Raw genomic sequence first — 15,179 nt, 5'->3', positions numbered from 1 at the left:
ATTAGCTACCGCTATCTAGGTTGTATTTTGGTTTTTCGTGTTTAATTCCTTTTACGGCTTCTGCAACTTCTGCTGGCATGTATTCTTCATCATGCTTAGCCAGTACTTCAAAAGCTTCAATCACGTTTGGTTCTACAAGCACACCTTGCGCTACAATACCTTGGCCTTCGCGAAATAAGTCAGGCAAAATGCCTTGGTATTTAATTGTTACCAATGGCCCGGTATCAATCAATTTAAAGCTGACTTGTAAACTTTGTTCATTACGAATGACAGAACCCGGCACAACCATACCGCCAATACGCAACTTTTGCCCTATTTGCGGTTTTTCTTTATCTGGGCCTTTGCCGTCTATTAGCTCGCTTGGTGTATAAAATAAGTTTATGTTTTCTTGTAGCGCATAAAGCACTAGGCCTACAGAGGCACCAATACCAAACAGTACTGCAATAATTACCAATAGGCGTTTTTTACGTCTTGGGTTCATGAGATTTGTTCCTGCTTCGCTTTTTTAATTCGCGCTTCGCGCGCAACTTGCTGCTCTACTGAGGCCATAATACGTTTTGTATCACGTAAAGAGCTAAATAAAATGCCCAACAAAATTAAGGCGCATGTACCAAATGAAAGCCACACGTAAAACCCGTAGCCTCCCATTGCAATAAAATCAGAAAAAGAGTCAAACTGCATAATTTACCCCTTACTTAACAAGGCTCGAACCCAAGGTCGATGCTTTTCACGTTGTAATATTTCATTTTTAAGGCGAATTAACGTTACAGTGCCCACAAACGCTGCAAATGCTAAAATATTTACCATAAGCGGCCAAAACATACTTGGGTCAATGGCTTTTGTATCAAGCTTTGTGATTGTTGCGCCTTGGTGCAGGGTGTTCCACCACTCTACGGAGTAGTGAATAACAGGTAAATTAATTACCCCTACAATGGCTAAAATAGACGCTGCGCGCCCTGCTGATTTTTTATCTTCAAAGGCATGGTAAAGCGACAGCACGCCTAAGTATAAAAACAATAAAATAAGTTCAGAGGTTAAACGTGCATCCCATACCCACCAAGCACCCCACATAGGTTTACCCCATGCAGCGCCGGTAATTAAGGCAATAGCTGTAACACATGCTCCCACCGGGGCAATAGCAATTACAGCAAGTTCAGCGTTACGTAATTGCCACACTAAAGCGACAATAGCTGCTATAGCCATAGAAGAGTATGCGCCCATAGACAAAATAGCCGATGGAACATGAATGAAAATAATACGGTAGCTGTCTTTTTGTTGATAATCAGCTGGTGCAAAACCTAAGCCCCAAATCCAACCAACAAGCATACTTATAACCGTAACAACGGCAAAATAAGGCAGTAACGTATTACATAATTGATATGCGCGCTCTGCTTTTGCGTAGGGATGTAACCACTTCCACATATTAACTTACACTCACTTTTAATGCTGACGATATGGCGATGGGTGCACACATAATAGCAACTACTAACATGGCCCCAAGAATGGCAAGCTGCCCACTATAATCCAGCGACATAGTACTGGTATCAATGGCTGACGTTGCAAAAATTAAAACAGGAATATACAAAGGCAACACTAATAGGCTCATTAAAATGCCGCCTTTTTGTAATCCCACAGTAAGGCCAGCCCCAATTGCACCAATAAAGCTTAATAATGGCGTGCCTAATAATAATGTTAATACGGTCGCTAACAGCGCAGAGCTCTCTAAATTAAGCAATAAAGCAAATAACGGTGTCATTAATACTAATGGTAAACCGGTAACAACCCAATGCGCCGCGACTTTAGCCAACACGGTGAGTGATAGCGGGTACGATGAAGCAATTAACTGCTCTAACGAGCCATCGTTATAGTCGTCTCTGAATAATTTATCGAGTCCAAGCATGGTAGAGAGCAAAGCTGCTACCCAAATAATACCTGGCGCCATTCTGTTTAATAGACCGGGCTCTGGGCCAATTGCTAACGGAAATAAAGAAATAACAATGAGAAAAAACAAGATAGGATTGATAATTTCAGCGCGCTGGCGAAATGCAAGCTTTACATCTTTACTAAATACCGCACTAAACAGCAGCCAATATGAATGTTGACGAGTCATCAGTAACGATACTCCAAGGTCACCGTTTGTAGGTTTTCAAACTGTGTTGTTAAATCTTGATGGGTTGTTAGTAAAATAGCGCCACCACTTTTTAAATGCTCAGAAAAACGTTGTTGTAAAAAGGCAACGCCATTTTTATCAAGTGCAGTAAAGGGTTCATCAAGTACCCATAGTTTTGCATCGCTTAACCATAATCGCACTAAAGCAACACGACGCTGCTGCCCTGCAGAGAGCATTCTTACCGGCACATCTTCAAGGCCCACTAAGCCAAGCTTAGCTAAAATTGGATATAAGTCGGGCTCATTTGTATAGCCGTTAATGTGTAACCAATGGCGCACGTTTTCCAGTGCGCTGAGCTGCACATTGACACCGGTTTTATGGCCTATAAATAGCAGGTCTGTGGCGTACTCTTCATAATGCTTGGCAATAGCTTGCTGGTTATAAAAAATAGCGCCTTCATCAGGCACACTAAAGCCTGCGACAATACGCAATAATGATGTTTTGCCAGCCCCGTTAGGACCCGCTAATTGCATGATTTGACCGCTATTTAGGCTAAAATTAAGATCCGCAAACAAACAACGTTCTTGCTTGATGCAGGTGACGGACTTAATGTGTAACAAGATGACGTTTCTCTATGCCAAAAATTAGGCGTTAGTCTACCATAATGATAGGGTAATACGAATATTGCTTTAAAATCGATTCACGAAAATTAGCGAAAACTTGATTTAAAATAATGAATAATCCAACGCAAATCACATTATCTAATTCATTGGTTAATAACCAAAGCGCCCCGAGCACTTCGGACGAATTAGTACAATTACCCGAGCAGGTACTTGCGGCTAAAAATATTCAGTTTTCAAAAGGCTCAATTACACTCGATGTTTTGATTGATAAACACTGGCAAACACTGCGCTTAGGCATAACGCATGCCCCTCAAAATACAGACAAAATAGCAAGTGCTAACATACAGCTCAGCGCTGATGGAAAGCAGCTAAATATTACTCCTAACAATACCAATATTACACTTAGCAACGCATCACAACTGCAGCGTTTTTTAAATTATGTTAGTACCGGTAGTGAAATACAAAGTAAACCTTTGCCAGTCAATGTACAGCTTTCGCCGTCACCGCAGCTTATGATACCTAGCCTTAATGCCAGTATTGCAATTAACAAAGAAACCGCACAGCTGTTAAATACCGAGCAGCCATTACAGGTACTTATTAATACAACCAATAAAGGCGCACAAATAAATGTTATTAACCGCTTTGCTGACACCGTCCATACTCAAACTCTCAGCCAGCATAAAATTTCGCAGCTATTAACTAACTTACTGCCCAGCGCGCAACTACAAGCAACGCCTAAATTAGCTATTATTTCGCACCCTCAGCATAGCGGCTCGTTCACAACACCGATAACTAATAAACAGCTTAGTGAATTGCCTAGCAAGCCCGTGGCAGTCAATATTACCAATCAAGCAGATAAGCTGCTCATTAAAACTAACTTACCTAAAATGCAGGTCGCGCTTAATAACTCATTTAGTAAACCCTTTACCGACTTGGTTTTATCACAGCAGCAAAATGCAGCCAGACCCCCCGCTGATAAAACAAGCCCGCAGTTAAGTGCACAAAGCCCTATAAAGTCATGGTTACAAAGTAGCTTTAGTGATTTAAAAACGCGAATTAACGATGCCGTTAAATACTTTGAAAACAAACCCTTTGCGAGTAAAATGCCACCTTTGCAGGCTCAACAAGCTAAGCTTGATGTAAATAAAACGCCGACACCAATAAACACGCTAACAAACCCTAATTTAAGCAAGCTAAATATAACCGCAGAAGTGGCTAATCATTCTTTTACCCCTAACAGCCCTTTAGCTAAACACTTTGCGCAGCTGCCTCCTTTAGTGCAAATAACCCAGCAATTAAAGGCGAGTGTGTCGTTATGGCAATCAGCAAACAACACAGCTCAGCCCCAAGCAGTGAGCGCCCAACCAACAAATGTAAGTACGCAAGGCAACTCTTCTGTGCCGCTGAGTTTAAAAACACTACATGCCACAACTTCACAGGTAAATACTCCTAACCAACCCAGTTTGTCTCACTCACTTTTTAACACAGCTGTAAGTCAGCAGTTACAACCAACAGAGGCTAAACTTTTAACCTCGCTTTTAAATTTGCCAACAGAGAGTGAGCGCCCAAATAGCGCTTCCAACCCTAAAACATTGTTGAGTAGCCAAATTACTGACATAGCAAGTAAAGCTACTCAAAATACACCTGATCTTACGCGTTTAGTGAATCAAGCTTTTAATAGAATGGTCTCCAGTACTAATGTGCACCCAGCCACCATACAGCGAGAGCTTTTAAGTACCTTACAACCGCTTACTACGCCAAACGACACACTACAAAGTAGCTTTACAAAAGGGCTTGAGCAACTTGCGGTTACTATTTTAGCGGCGCCAATAATAAGCCAATCAAGTACTTCGCTAACGTTTAATAACCACACAGGCGTGGATGCCCTACTTAATGTGCTTTTACCTACTTTTAAAGTAGGTAATGGCGCGGATAAACTATTAGAGCAACTTCAACAAACACAAATACAAGAGCTTGCCCCAGAGCTGCTACAAGTTAAAAATACCCTTAACCAAGTACAAGTAACTACGCCAAACCAACAAAGCGACACAAACCCGCTAGCACAGTTTTTATTTCCGATGAAACTTCCGCCTGAAGCGGGACAAACAGAGATAACCTTAGGGCAATATAAAAAAGCCAGTGTAGATAAAACCGAAAAAAACGTGTGGTTTGTTAGATTAAATTTTGATTATGCACAGCAAGGGCAATTACAAATAGTGGCTGAGCTTATGGACAAAGCGCTCGATTGCCAGCTGCTTGCCTCTAGCCAAGAAGTAAGTGCAATTGCACACCCTCACTTAGATAGCCTCAGGGCTAAATTAGCTCAGCATGGCTTGCAAGTTGGCGAGCTAAACTTAAAACGCGCAGATGCTAGTCATCAAGCGTTTTATCAATCGCATGCCATTATAAATATTAAGGTTTAACATGACTGACACCTCTAATTTAGCAGCAAATAATAAATCCGCGATTGGCCTGTTGTATGAAGCAGGAAGTACCCCAGCAGTAAGTGTAAAAGGGTTTGGCGAGTTGGCCGATGAAATAATCGCAGCAGCGAAACAAAAAGGCATTATGATCCACCAAGATGAAGCACTTGCTAAAACACTCTCTCACTTAGAATTGGGAGAGGAAATACCTAAAGAACTTTATTATGTTATTGCTGAATTGATTGCTTTTTCGTACGTGCTTCGTGGGCAGTTCCCACCTGGCTGGCAAGACTTTCAAGGTAAGCTAAATGTAAAGGCATAACTAGGTGGATGAATTATATCTCCCCCTTTATTAAGTATTACTGCACATTGGTATTACGTGTAGTTAAAAGCAAAAAAGACGCTAGGCGTCTTTTTGTTTATGTAACGAAAATAATAGTTCAGCCTCAGCCCTAGGAAGCTCGCACTCGCGTATCACCTCATCTAAATCTGCGCCAAGCTCAACCATTTTAACAGCACGAGAATATATTTTTGCGTCTGGGTCATCATATTTTTGGGCAGCTTGTTGTTGCATCAACTCTTGATTTTGTTGCTCAACTTCAAGTACGCGCTTACCAATACTTAAAAGCCCTGTTCTGAGCTCAGACACTTCACTGCGTAATATATGTGTTTGCTCTGAGGTATCTTTTAATTGCTGTGATACCGCATTAAGCTCCGCCGACTGTTTATTTTTTAATGCAACAATTAGCGCCAGCGATATTAAACCTATCCCTAACGCTGCTATTGCGATACTGAGTAACAACATAATTTTAGTGGTAAAGCTTAAATATCGCTTAACTCATCCCATTCGTCATCGCTAAGTAATTTATTTAAATCGACTAAAATAAGTAATTCGTTATCGCGGTTACATACACCTTGGATAAACTTAGCGCTTTCTTCGGTACCAACATTTGGCGCACTGTCTATTTCAGAGCTGCGTAAGTACACAACTTCAGAAACACTATCAGCTAAAATACCAATTACTTGCTCTTCTGCTTCAATAATTAAAATGCGAGAGTTATCAGTTGCATCCGCAGCAGGCAAACCAAAGCGTGCACGAGTATCAATAACAGTGACTACGTTACCACGTAAATTTATAATGCCAATAACGTATGAAGGTGCACCAGGTACTGGGGCAATTTCGGTATAACGTAAAATTTCTTGCACCTGCATTACGTTTACGCCATACGTTTCTTCTTCAAGCTTAAACGTTACCCACTGTAAAATTTCATCGTTGTTATCTGCGTTTTTATTCGCTGATAATAGTCTATCTTCGCTCATGCTGTTACCCCGTAATGGTCGTTACTACTGACGGCTATCTAAGCCTTTTTCTAATAGTGCATTTAAATTATCTACATCTATTAAAGCACACATTTTTTCTTTAATAACACCGGCAAGCCAAGGGCGTTTGCCACTGTTTTTTCGCCATTTTACATCTTCTTTACTCAATGTAATGTTATTTATTAACTTTTCGGCCAATAAACCCCAGTTGCTATCGCCTAGGGTTATTAAATACTGATAATTAAGAGAGGCCTCTAACTTTTCATCGTACTTTTCAGGCATTACCCAACGTGCAGTATCAACTACGTTTAGCTTTTCATCTCTATTAAGCATAACGCCTTTAAACCACTTTGGCTTACCAAATAAATGATTTACTTCACCTAATTGATGAATTCCTCCAAGCGCTTTTAAAGGAACAGCCAATGTTAAACCAGCCACTTCAAAAAACAGAGCCTGAAATTCACCTTCAAAGTAATCTTCTTGGCTATGTAATAAAGGGGCAGGTTCTGTACTTAACTGGGTTTGCACCTCAGGTGTCTCTACTGGCTCAGGCTCAATAGGTGCAGGTGGCGAAATAGTGGCGTCAGCCTCGCTATTACTCTCTTTTACTTGCTCAGAATAAAGCTGCTCGGTTACTTTTAATTGCGCTTTGGGCTTTAAAAGTACTTCGTCGTTTTGTAAGGCACTAGGTACTTGCTCAAGTAGCTTTGCTACAGGCTCAAGGTTTTCCTCAGGTTCGTCTTCGCATAATAGCGCCCCTAAGTATTGAGTCATTACTTTTTCATTAGCAAATAATTGCTTACTCATTCATTAACCTTGTCCAATTAAATAATCTAATAACGCTTTATAAGCGTAAACCCCACGCGAACGTGGGCAAAACTCTATGGGTACCTTTTGTGCAAGGCTTGCATCTCTAAACTTTGTATCAACGGGGATCACCCCTGGCCATACTTTATCTTTATATGTATTTTGTAACGTTTTGTAGGCTTCAAGCGACGCTTTTGTGCGCTTATCATACATAGTAGGGATTATAGTATATTGGTACTGTTTCGCTTGAGAGCTTTGCATTAATTCCATAGTGCGCATCATTCTATCAAGCCCTTTGAGCGCCAAAAACTCAGTTTGCACAGGCACTAAAATACGTTCGCTGGCGGCTAATGCGTTCACCATTAAAACACCTAAAACGGGCGGGCAATCAAGCAGCGCATAATCGTAATGTTCACTAATTTTTGCAAGTGTTTTTTTTAAAATTAAGCCCATTCCCGTTTTATTGCCCATGCTTCTATCGAGGGTTGCTATAGCCATCGTCGCGGGCAATATATCTAGGTTTTCCATCGTAGAGGGGCACAATGCTTGAAGTATTTCTTCACTTTGCATTGAGGTGCCGCGGGCAAAAATATCGTACACACTGACTTCTAAATCTTCAGAATCAATACCAAAATAGTACGTTAGTGAGGCGTGAGGGTCGGTATCAATGAGTAATACGCGTTTACCTTGCAAGGCCAAAATACCAGCAAGACTGACAGCCGTTGTGGTTTTACCTACACCGCCCTTTTGATTTGCTACTGTCCAAATCTTCACATTAAGTCCTAATTACTGTTCATTGCGCGTGGTGATTCTGATGCCACCATGAGGTAAACGAATTATTTTAATAGAGTTATCATCAGAGGGAAGTTCCACCTCTGGCTCAGGCGTAGCTTGTTGCACTTGCTCATCAGGCTCAGCTTCATTTTCGGTGGTTTGTTGTACTAAGCCATACTTAGAAAGCGCAATAACAACTTTACGATTCTCTGCTCGACCTGCTGCGGTGTCGTTATCGGCAAAAGGTGAGTATTGCCCATACCCCTCGATTGCCATTCTAGCTGGGTTAATTCCTAACGCTTCTAATTCAACTAAAATAGAGGTCGCACGTGCAACTGACAACTCCCAGTTAGAGCGAAACATTTCATTGCGAATACTTTCGTTATCTGTGTAACCTCTTACCCTTATGTAGTTATCTACTGGGGCAATAATATCTTTTACAATTTTTACGACTTGCTTAGCTCGCGCATGGGCCACAGAGCTACCACTTGAGAACAGCATTCCTGAACTTAGCTCAATAATAAGCCAATCTTGGTTGAGCTCTAAACTGGCTTCTCCATCACGAATTTCATCAATAAGTGCTGAATGTAATTTAGTTAACAAACTATCGAGTGGTTTACCTAAATGCTTTTGTTTTATATTGCTGGTATCACTATGTCCATCTAGCAGCTCTGGGCCAGACTCCTGTTTTTGAATGCTCTCACCGTACAATAACTCTTGCTCTGGGGTAACACGGTCAGTAAGTAGCCCTTCGCCAGTAACGCCCTCACCTTGTTGCGATTGCTGCCTTGCTGATTTGTCAAAAACCTGTTCTAGGGAGTCTGAGAGGATTTGAAAACTTTCTTCTTTATTTATGGCAATGGCATACATAACCACAAAAAAGGCAAACATAATGGTCATATAATCAGCATAAGAGACTAACCAACGTTCTGTATGTTGATTTTTTTCAGCTGATTGACGTAAGCGCCGGCGTAACATAAAAGTTACTCTACCACGACATTAGGGCGCTCTGTGCGATAAGCTTCAAGCTTTAATTCTATGTTAATAGGACTTTCGCCAAGGCTTATAGCAATCACCCCTTCGGCCATCATTTCATGGTAAAGCATTTTTTGCTCCACTCGCTGCTTAAGCTTATTGGCCATAGGTAAAAATAATAAGTTAGCTAAACCCACCCCATATATTGTTGCAATAAATGCGGTGGCGACCCCTGCACCTAGCTTTTGAGGGTCGGTAATAAATGACATTGCTTGAATAAGACCAAGTACAGCCCCTAAAATACCTATAGTTGGGCTATATCCGCCCATGGCTTCGTACACTCTACTTGCTTCAAGTAAGCGGTCTCGTTCAAGCATTAAATCTATTTCTAAGGTGTCGCGTAGCTTTTGCTCCGAACACCCATCTACTAGTAAGCTAAGCCCTTTTGCTGCATAAGGATCTGGGTGACTAAGTGCCTCTTTTTCAAGCGCTAAGTACCCTTCCTGGCGAGCTTTATGCGACCACGTTTTAATTTGCTCTATGGCTTGCTCAATATTGTACTGGGGTGAAAAAAACACCCAATGGCTCATGCTTAGCGTTTTTTTAAAGGTGCTTGTCGCCGTTTGCAACATAACAGCCCCTAAGGTGCCGCCAAGTACAATAATAAGTGCAGGGCCATTAAATAACGCCGTGACAACGCCACCCTCTAAAGAGTAACCAATCGCTATAGCGCCCAGCGCAATGATTAACCCTAAAACAGAGAGCTTATCCACAACCAGTCTCTCTTTTTATTCTTGCTGCTACGTCGTTTAACGCTAAATGCTCAGAGGCAAGCCCAGCGTTAGCAATAGCTTGAGGCATACCGTATACCACACAGCTTTTTTCATCTTGCGCCCAAATTGTTGCGCCAGATTGCTTAAGCATTCGCGCGCCATCACGTCCATCAGCGCCCATGCCGGTTAAAACAATAGCAAGTACGTCTCCTTGGTAGCTTTTAGCAACACTTGCAAAAGTAACATCAACGCTTGGTTTGTAGCTTATTCGTTCACTATTATCTTCAAATACACGCAACGTTTTGTTACCACTTCGCCCCTCCACCATCATTTGCTGTCCACCAGGTGCTAAGTAGGCTGTGCCGGCTTCTAGCCTGTCACCTTGTTGCGCTTCTTTAACGCGTATTTTGCAAAGGCTATTCAAACGTGCCGCAAACGCAGGCGTAAATGCCGCCGGCATGTGCTGAATTAACAAAATAGGGTGTGCAAAGTTAGCAGGTAATTGGGTTAATATAGTTTGTAAAGCAACTGGCCCGCCAGTTGAAGTGCCAATAGCCACTATTTGATAGTGTGTACCGCTGGCACGCGTGGGCATACTGGGTGTAGTTGTTGTCTGCACTGGGGCAGCACGGTGAAAGCTTCTATCAGGTTGTTTAAGCGAAGAGCTTGTTGTGGCAAGTTTGCTTGCAGATGGAGCAGTAGTCTTACTTGATGTTAATGGCCTAACAGGGCGTGGAGCACGCCTGCGACCAATTTCCTTCACTTTGGCTTGCAATAACTTGATTGCATCTTCGTTATTTCGTGCAATGTCTTCAAACTTTTTCGGTAAAAAGTCCATAGCTCCGGCATCAAGTGCATCTAAAGTTGCGGTTGCACCGTCGCGGGTTAATGAAGAAAACATAAGTATTGGCGTTGGGTTACTCGCCATAATTTCTTTTACTGCGCTAATACCATCAAGCACAGGCATTTCTACATCCATGGTGATCATATCTGGACGTAACTGCGCTGTTTTTTCTACGGCTTCTCTACCGTTAACAGCAAAACCTATTACTTCGATACCGCTGTCTTGTTCAAGGATTTCGCTTACTCGACGGCGAAAAAAACTGGAATCGTCAACAACTAAAACTTTTACGGCCATTGCGCTCTCTTATTAAATTTATGTGTAGGCATACACAGGTATGCCTACATTTTATCCTGCGTAATGCTTAAGCATATTAGGTACATCCAGAATCAGCGCAATACCACCGTCAGATGTAATTGTTGCACCAGCCATTCCTGGCGTACCTTGTAATAACGCATCAAGAGGCTTAATAACAACTTCTTCTTGGCCAATTAATGAATCAACCACAAAGCCAACTTGCTGAGTACCTATTTGTACAATTACCACATGACCTTGCGCTTTTCGCTGAGAACAATCAGCACCTTTAACTAGCCAATGCTCTAAGTAAAATAGCGGTATCGCTTTTTTACGAACAATAATTGTAAGCTGACCATCTACAACATTGGTTTTGGTTAAATCTAAGTGGAATATTTCACTCACACCAGCAAGTGGTAACGCAAACGTTTGCTCACCAACAATGACCATCAGCGTAGGTAAAATAGCCAGTGTTAATGGTACTTTTATTTCTAAAATAGTCCCTACGCCCAACTCTGACTGTATACTCACAGAGCCATTAAGCTGCGTAATTTTAGTTTTTACTACATCCATGCCTACGCCACGGCCAGAAATATCAGATATCTCTTCTTTGGTCGAAAAGCCTGGTGCAAATATTAAGTTATACGCTTCTGTATCTGATAAGCGACTTGCCTGATCATGGTCAATAACGCCTTTACTGATCGCTATTTTTTTCAGTTTTTCCGCATCCATACCTGCACCATCATCTTTAATGGTTAACAAAATATGGTCGCCTTCTTGCGAAGCCGATAATGTAACGTTACCGGTTCTAGGCTTACCCGCAGCTTCACGCGCTGCTGGCATTTCAATTCCGTGGTCAACTGAGTTTCGTACTAAATGCACCAACGGATCGGCCAGTGCCTCAACTAAGTTTTTATCTAAATCGGTTTCTTCACCTACAAGCTGTAAATCAATTTCTTTATTTAAGCTACGGGCTAAGTCACGTACTACGCGAGGGAATCGGCCAAACACTTTTTTGATAGGCTGCATTCGCGTTTGCATTACTGCACCTTGAATATCAGCAGTGACCACATCAAGATTTGATATCGCCTTACCCATCGCTTCACTGTCTGTATTGGTCGCTAAACTAACCAACCTATTTCGTACTAATACCAACTCGCCAACCATATTCATTATTTGGTCTAAACGCTTTGTATCAACACGTACTGTGGTTTCAGCAGGTGGAGGCGTAGCTTTTTTAGGTGCAGCGCTACTCGCTGGTTTTTCAGCCACTTTAGGTGTAGGCGCAGCGGCTTTAGCCGCCGGAGCTTGTTTTGCTGCAGGTGCTGGCGTAGGCTTTTCTGGCGTAGGTTTTGCTGGCGTTTGTGCTACAGGTGCAGCCTTAGGTGGCTGCGGTGCAGGTGTGTCAGCTTCTTTTGATTCTGGTGCGGCGCCTTTACCATGCAGTTCATCAAGCAGTGCTTCAAATTCATCATCGCTGATTTCATCATCACCGCTATCATTTGCAACAGCCGCTGGTGGTGCTGTGTGTTTTACTTCTGGCTCACTGCTTGAAGTATCTCCTGCAACAGGACCAAAACTACCTACACCGTGTAATTCATCTAATAAACTGTCAAATTCATCATCGGTAATATCTGAACTTGAATCTGGCTCTGCACTTGCACTTGGTTGCGACACCGGGCTTTGGCCTTTGCCGTGTAGCTCATCGAGTAAGCTTTCAAATTCATCTTCTGTAATTTCGTCAATTTGCGTGCTATCTGCTGAAGGGCTTGAACCTGCCACATCAAATAGTTCATCAAATGCAAATGGGTCTTCATCATCTGTTGCGCTAACGGGAGCTGCGGGTTCTTGTTCAACAACGTCGGGGGCTGTTTCAGTAAGCTCATCATCCGTAGGCGGTTGGCCAAGTTTATGAAGGGTTTCTAATAATTGAGGGTCTGCTGGGTCTGGCTGTTCGCGGTTTTGAATAGTGGCAAACATTTCATTAATGGTATCTAGTGCTTGTAAAATCACATCCATTAATTCTGAATTAACAGTTCTAACCCCTTGGCGTAAGAGATCAAATACGTTTTCAGCACCATGACAGGCATCAACAAGCTCAGTCATAGCTAAAAAGCCTGCTCCCCCTTTTACGGTATGAAAGCCCCTAAAAATAGCATTTAGTAACTCAGTATCTTCTGGGTTATTTTCTAGCTCAACTAACTGTTCAGATAAAAGCTCTAGGATTTCTCCAGCCTCTACAAGAAAGTCTTGTAAAATATCTTCATCGACTTCAAAGCTCATGCAGTTACTCTCCTCTTAGAAGCCCAAACTTGATAATAGGTCATCGACCTCGTCTTGGTCAGATACAACATCATTTCGCGACTCTTTATCAATAATAGGGCCTTCAGGACCTGCTAATGTTTGTGCGGCAACCAGTTCTTCTGTTTCTTGTTGTTCTTTACTTTCAGCAATGCTGTCATCTTGTGCAGCAAATGCTGTTAAAAGGTGGATTAAACTTTCTTCTACTTCTCTGACTAATTCAATTACACGGCGGATAACCTGGCCGGTTAAATCTTGAAAATCCTGCGCCATTAGTACATTAGTCATTAAAGTTTGCAACTCATCGGTTTTATGATGAGAGCTGTTCATAAACTTGTCGATGCTGTGGCATAAGGTTTTAAACTCGCCCAGCTCTATTTCGCGGTTCATAAGCCTATCCCAAGTAGGCTTAATATGTGCAATTTCATCTGCTAGCTGCTGCGCAATAGGGAGGCTTGCTTCGACCGCATCCATTGTCTTATTAGCTGCATTTTCTGTCATTTCCATGACATAGTTTAAGCGCTTTTTCGCATCCGGTATTGCATCAGTGGTTAAATCGGTTAAACGCGTATCAAGTTCAAAGCTTTTAAGGGCTTCGTGTAATTGGCGTGTTAACTTACCTACTTCAGCAAAAAGCTGCGATTGTTCTTGAGAGGCAGTATCTAAAATTAATTGATCTGCTTTATCTTGCTCACCGTTTTCTAAAAAAACGACGAGCTGACGAGCTTGTTCTAAAGTAATTTGAGGCGCAGCTGGTGCTGACATAAGCCTCTCCTCTCATTAACCTAAGCGTTCAAACACTTTTTCTAATTTAGTTTTCAAAGTACCAGCAGTAAATGGCTTAACAATGTAGCCATTAACACCTGCTTGCGCTGCCGCTATTATTTGTTCTTTTTTAGCTTCTGCCGTCACCATTAAAACCGGAATATGTTTTAATTTTTCATCAGCTCTAATGGCTCTTAGCAAGTCAATACCCTGCATGCCTGGCATGTTCCAATCGGTTACAACAAAGTCAAAAACCTGATTTTGCAACATAGGTAATGCTGTAGAACCATCGTCAGCTTCTTGAACATTCGTGAACCCTAGGTCACGCAACAGATTTTTTATAATACGTCTCATTGTAGAGAAATCATCAACAACAAGAATTTTCATGTTTTTATCCAAAACATCCTCCGGTGAGGTCTTAACCTATAATTTACTTACTACTAGTTTATCCAGTCATTGATTTTTGCTTTGAGCTTAATCATCGCCTGACCATGTATCTGACTTACACGCGATTCACTTACATCGAGTATATGCCCAATTTCTTTTAAATTCATTTCATCGTTGTAATACAAAGAAAGCACCATTGCATCTCGCTCTGGTAAAGACTTTATTGCCTCTAACAATGAATTATTAAACCGTTCATTTTTAACATTATTAAATGGTTTGTCTAGCGCTAAATCTTGACCTGCAGGGCTAATAACATCTTCATCTACCCCTAGGTCTTCTATACCAAGCACTTTACTGGAATTAACATCATTTAAAATATGATGGTATTCTTCTAGCGAAATATCAAGTTTTTCAGCTACTTCAGTATCTTTTGGTTCTCTATTTAAGCTATTTTCTAATTCTGTGATGGTTTCGGCTACTAATCGGCTTTTGCGGTGCACCGAACGTGGTGCCCAATCCCCTCTGCGCATTTCATCAAGCATAGCGCCGCGGATACGAATACCAGCAAACGTTTCAAAGCTTGCCCCTTTACTGGCGTCAAAGTTTTTTGAGGCCTCGATAAGGCCAATCATTCCCGATTGGATTAAGTCATCAAGCTGAACGCTAGGAGGAAGACGAGCTATTAAATGGCACGCCACTTTTTTGACAAGCGACGCGTGTTTTTCAACAATCACATTTAAATTTTGTGTTGATTGATATCCCATAGCTCTTTTCACCGATGTTGTC

18 protein-coding genes are annotated in these 15,179 nt (G+C 41.8%); 2 read left to right on the top strand and 16 right to left on the bottom strand.

Features of this window, described 5'->3' with window-relative positions; all coding sequences use genetic code 11:
• Nucleotide 1 precedes the first annotated feature (1 nt).
• From ccmE to ccmA, 5 genes are read right to left on the bottom strand one after another with little or no spacing between them, the layout of a single operon-like run.
• Nucleotides 2–481 (bottom strand): cytochrome c maturation protein CcmE, encoded by a 480-nt coding sequence (gene ccmE, locus MSC25_RS05650; RefSeq protein WP_004588324.1) that lies wholly within the window; start codon nt 479–481, stop codon nt 2–4.
• On the bottom strand, nt 478–681 hold the full coding sequence (gene ccmD / locus MSC25_RS05645; protein ID WP_004588323.1) for a heme exporter protein CcmD: 204 nt from the start codon (nt 679–681) through the stop codon (nt 478–480). The genes ccmE and ccmD overlap by 4 nt, the downstream gene beginning before the upstream one ends.
• A gap of 3 nt (nt 682–684) precedes the next feature.
• A complete protein-coding gene (locus tag MSC25_RS05640) occupies nt 685–1,422 on the bottom strand; it encodes a heme ABC transporter permease (RefSeq protein ID WP_004588322.1) in 738 nt (245 codons plus the stop codon).
• A gap of 1 nt (nt 1,423) precedes the next feature.
• Nucleotides 1,424–2,110, bottom strand: a complete 687-nt coding sequence (gene ccmB / locus MSC25_RS05635; protein WP_004588321.1) for a heme exporter protein CcmB — start codon at nt 2,108–2,110, stop codon at nt 1,424–1,426.
• Nucleotides 2,110–2,730, bottom strand: a complete 621-nt coding sequence (gene ccmA / locus MSC25_RS05630) for a cytochrome c biogenesis heme-transporting ATPase CcmA (protein WP_095206646.1) — start codon at nt 2,728–2,730, stop codon at nt 2,110–2,112. The genes ccmB and ccmA overlap by 1 nt, the downstream gene beginning before the upstream one ends.
• Nucleotides 2,731–2,843: 113 nt before the next feature.
• Here ccmA and MSC25_RS05625 point away from each other — a divergent pair, with 113 nt between their 5' ends.
• Both MSC25_RS05625 and MSC25_RS05620 read left to right on the top strand, forming a co-directional pair.
• On the top strand, nt 2,844–5,156 hold the full coding sequence (locus tag MSC25_RS05625) for a flagellar hook-length control protein FliK (RefSeq protein WP_248442841.1): 2,313 nt from the start codon (nt 2,844–2,846) through the stop codon (nt 5,154–5,156).
• A gap of 1 nt (nt 5,157) precedes the next feature.
• Nucleotides 5,158–5,478, top strand: coding sequence for an EscU/YscU/HrcU family type III secretion system export apparatus switch protein (locus MSC25_RS05620; protein WP_004588318.1), 321 nt, complete (start codon nt 5,158–5,160; stop codon nt 5,476–5,478).
• A gap of 81 nt (nt 5,479–5,559) precedes the next feature.
• Here the strand turns inward: MSC25_RS05620 and MSC25_RS05615 are convergent, their stop codons facing one another.
• The 11 genes from MSC25_RS05615 to MSC25_RS05565 are packed head-to-tail and all read right to left on the bottom strand — an operon-like array spanning nt 5,560 to nt 15,157.
• Complete coding sequence (locus MSC25_RS05615; protein WP_004588317.1) at nt 5,560–5,961, bottom strand: DUF2802 domain-containing protein; 402 nt, start codon at nt 5,959–5,961, stop codon at nt 5,560–5,562.
• A gap of 17 nt (nt 5,962–5,978) precedes the next feature.
• Nucleotides 5,979–6,476, bottom strand: a complete 498-nt coding sequence (locus tag MSC25_RS05610) for a chemotaxis protein CheW (protein ID WP_004588316.1) — start codon at nt 6,474–6,476, stop codon at nt 5,979–5,981.
• 24 nt (nt 6,477–6,500) lie between these two features.
• Nucleotides 6,501–7,283 (bottom strand): chemotaxis protein CheW, encoded by a 783-nt coding sequence (locus MSC25_RS05605; RefSeq protein ID WP_029773816.1) that lies wholly within the window; start codon nt 7,281–7,283, stop codon nt 6,501–6,503.
• Between the two features lie 3 nt (nt 7,284–7,286).
• Complete coding sequence (locus MSC25_RS05600; protein ID WP_004588314.1) at nt 7,287–8,057, bottom strand: ParA family protein; 771 nt, start codon at nt 8,055–8,057, stop codon at nt 7,287–7,289.
• A 12-nt stretch (nt 8,058–8,069) separates the two neighbouring features.
• Nucleotides 8,070–9,035 (bottom strand): flagellar motor protein MotB, encoded by a 966-nt coding sequence (locus MSC25_RS05595; protein WP_248442840.1) that lies wholly within the window; start codon nt 9,033–9,035, stop codon nt 8,070–8,072.
• A 5-nt stretch (nt 9,036–9,040) separates the two neighbouring features.
• Complete coding sequence (locus MSC25_RS05590; RefSeq protein WP_004588312.1) at nt 9,041–9,805, bottom strand: flagellar motor protein; 765 nt, start codon at nt 9,803–9,805, stop codon at nt 9,041–9,043.
• Nucleotides 9,798–10,943, bottom strand: a complete 1,146-nt coding sequence (locus MSC25_RS05585) for a chemotaxis response regulator protein-glutamate methylesterase (protein WP_248442839.1) — start codon at nt 10,941–10,943, stop codon at nt 9,798–9,800. Before MSC25_RS05585 ends, MSC25_RS05590 begins: the two co-directional genes overlap by 8 nt.
• 51 nt (nt 10,944–10,994) lie before the next feature.
• Nucleotides 10,995–13,223, bottom strand: coding sequence for a chemotaxis protein CheA (locus MSC25_RS05580; RefSeq protein ID WP_248442838.1), 2,229 nt, complete (start codon nt 13,221–13,223; stop codon nt 10,995–10,997).
• Between the two features lie 15 nt (nt 13,224–13,238).
• On the bottom strand, nt 13,239–14,006 hold the full coding sequence (locus tag MSC25_RS05575; RefSeq protein WP_004588309.1) for a protein phosphatase CheZ: 768 nt from the start codon (nt 14,004–14,006) through the stop codon (nt 13,239–13,241).
• Nucleotides 14,007–14,021: 15 nt separating this feature from the next.
• Entirely contained in the window at nt 14,022–14,405 is a 384-nt protein-coding gene (cheY, locus tag MSC25_RS05570) for a chemotaxis response regulator CheY (RefSeq protein WP_004588308.1), read from the bottom strand.
• A gap of 41 nt (nt 14,406–14,446) precedes the next feature.
• On the bottom strand, nt 14,447–15,157 hold the full coding sequence (locus MSC25_RS05565; protein WP_024032309.1) for an RNA polymerase sigma factor FliA: 711 nt from the start codon (nt 15,155–15,157) through the stop codon (nt 14,447–14,449).
• Between the last annotated feature and the right edge of the window lie 22 nt (nt 15,158–15,179).

This window comes from Pseudoalteromonas sp. 1CM17D, from assembly GCF_023161805.1.
GTDB classification, from domain to species: Bacteria; Pseudomonadota; Gammaproteobacteria; order Enterobacterales; family Alteromonadaceae; genus Pseudoalteromonas; species Pseudoalteromonas atlantica.
The sequence above is the reverse complement of the archived record's forward strand: the minus strand, read 5'-3'. Positions and strand labels throughout refer to the sequence as shown.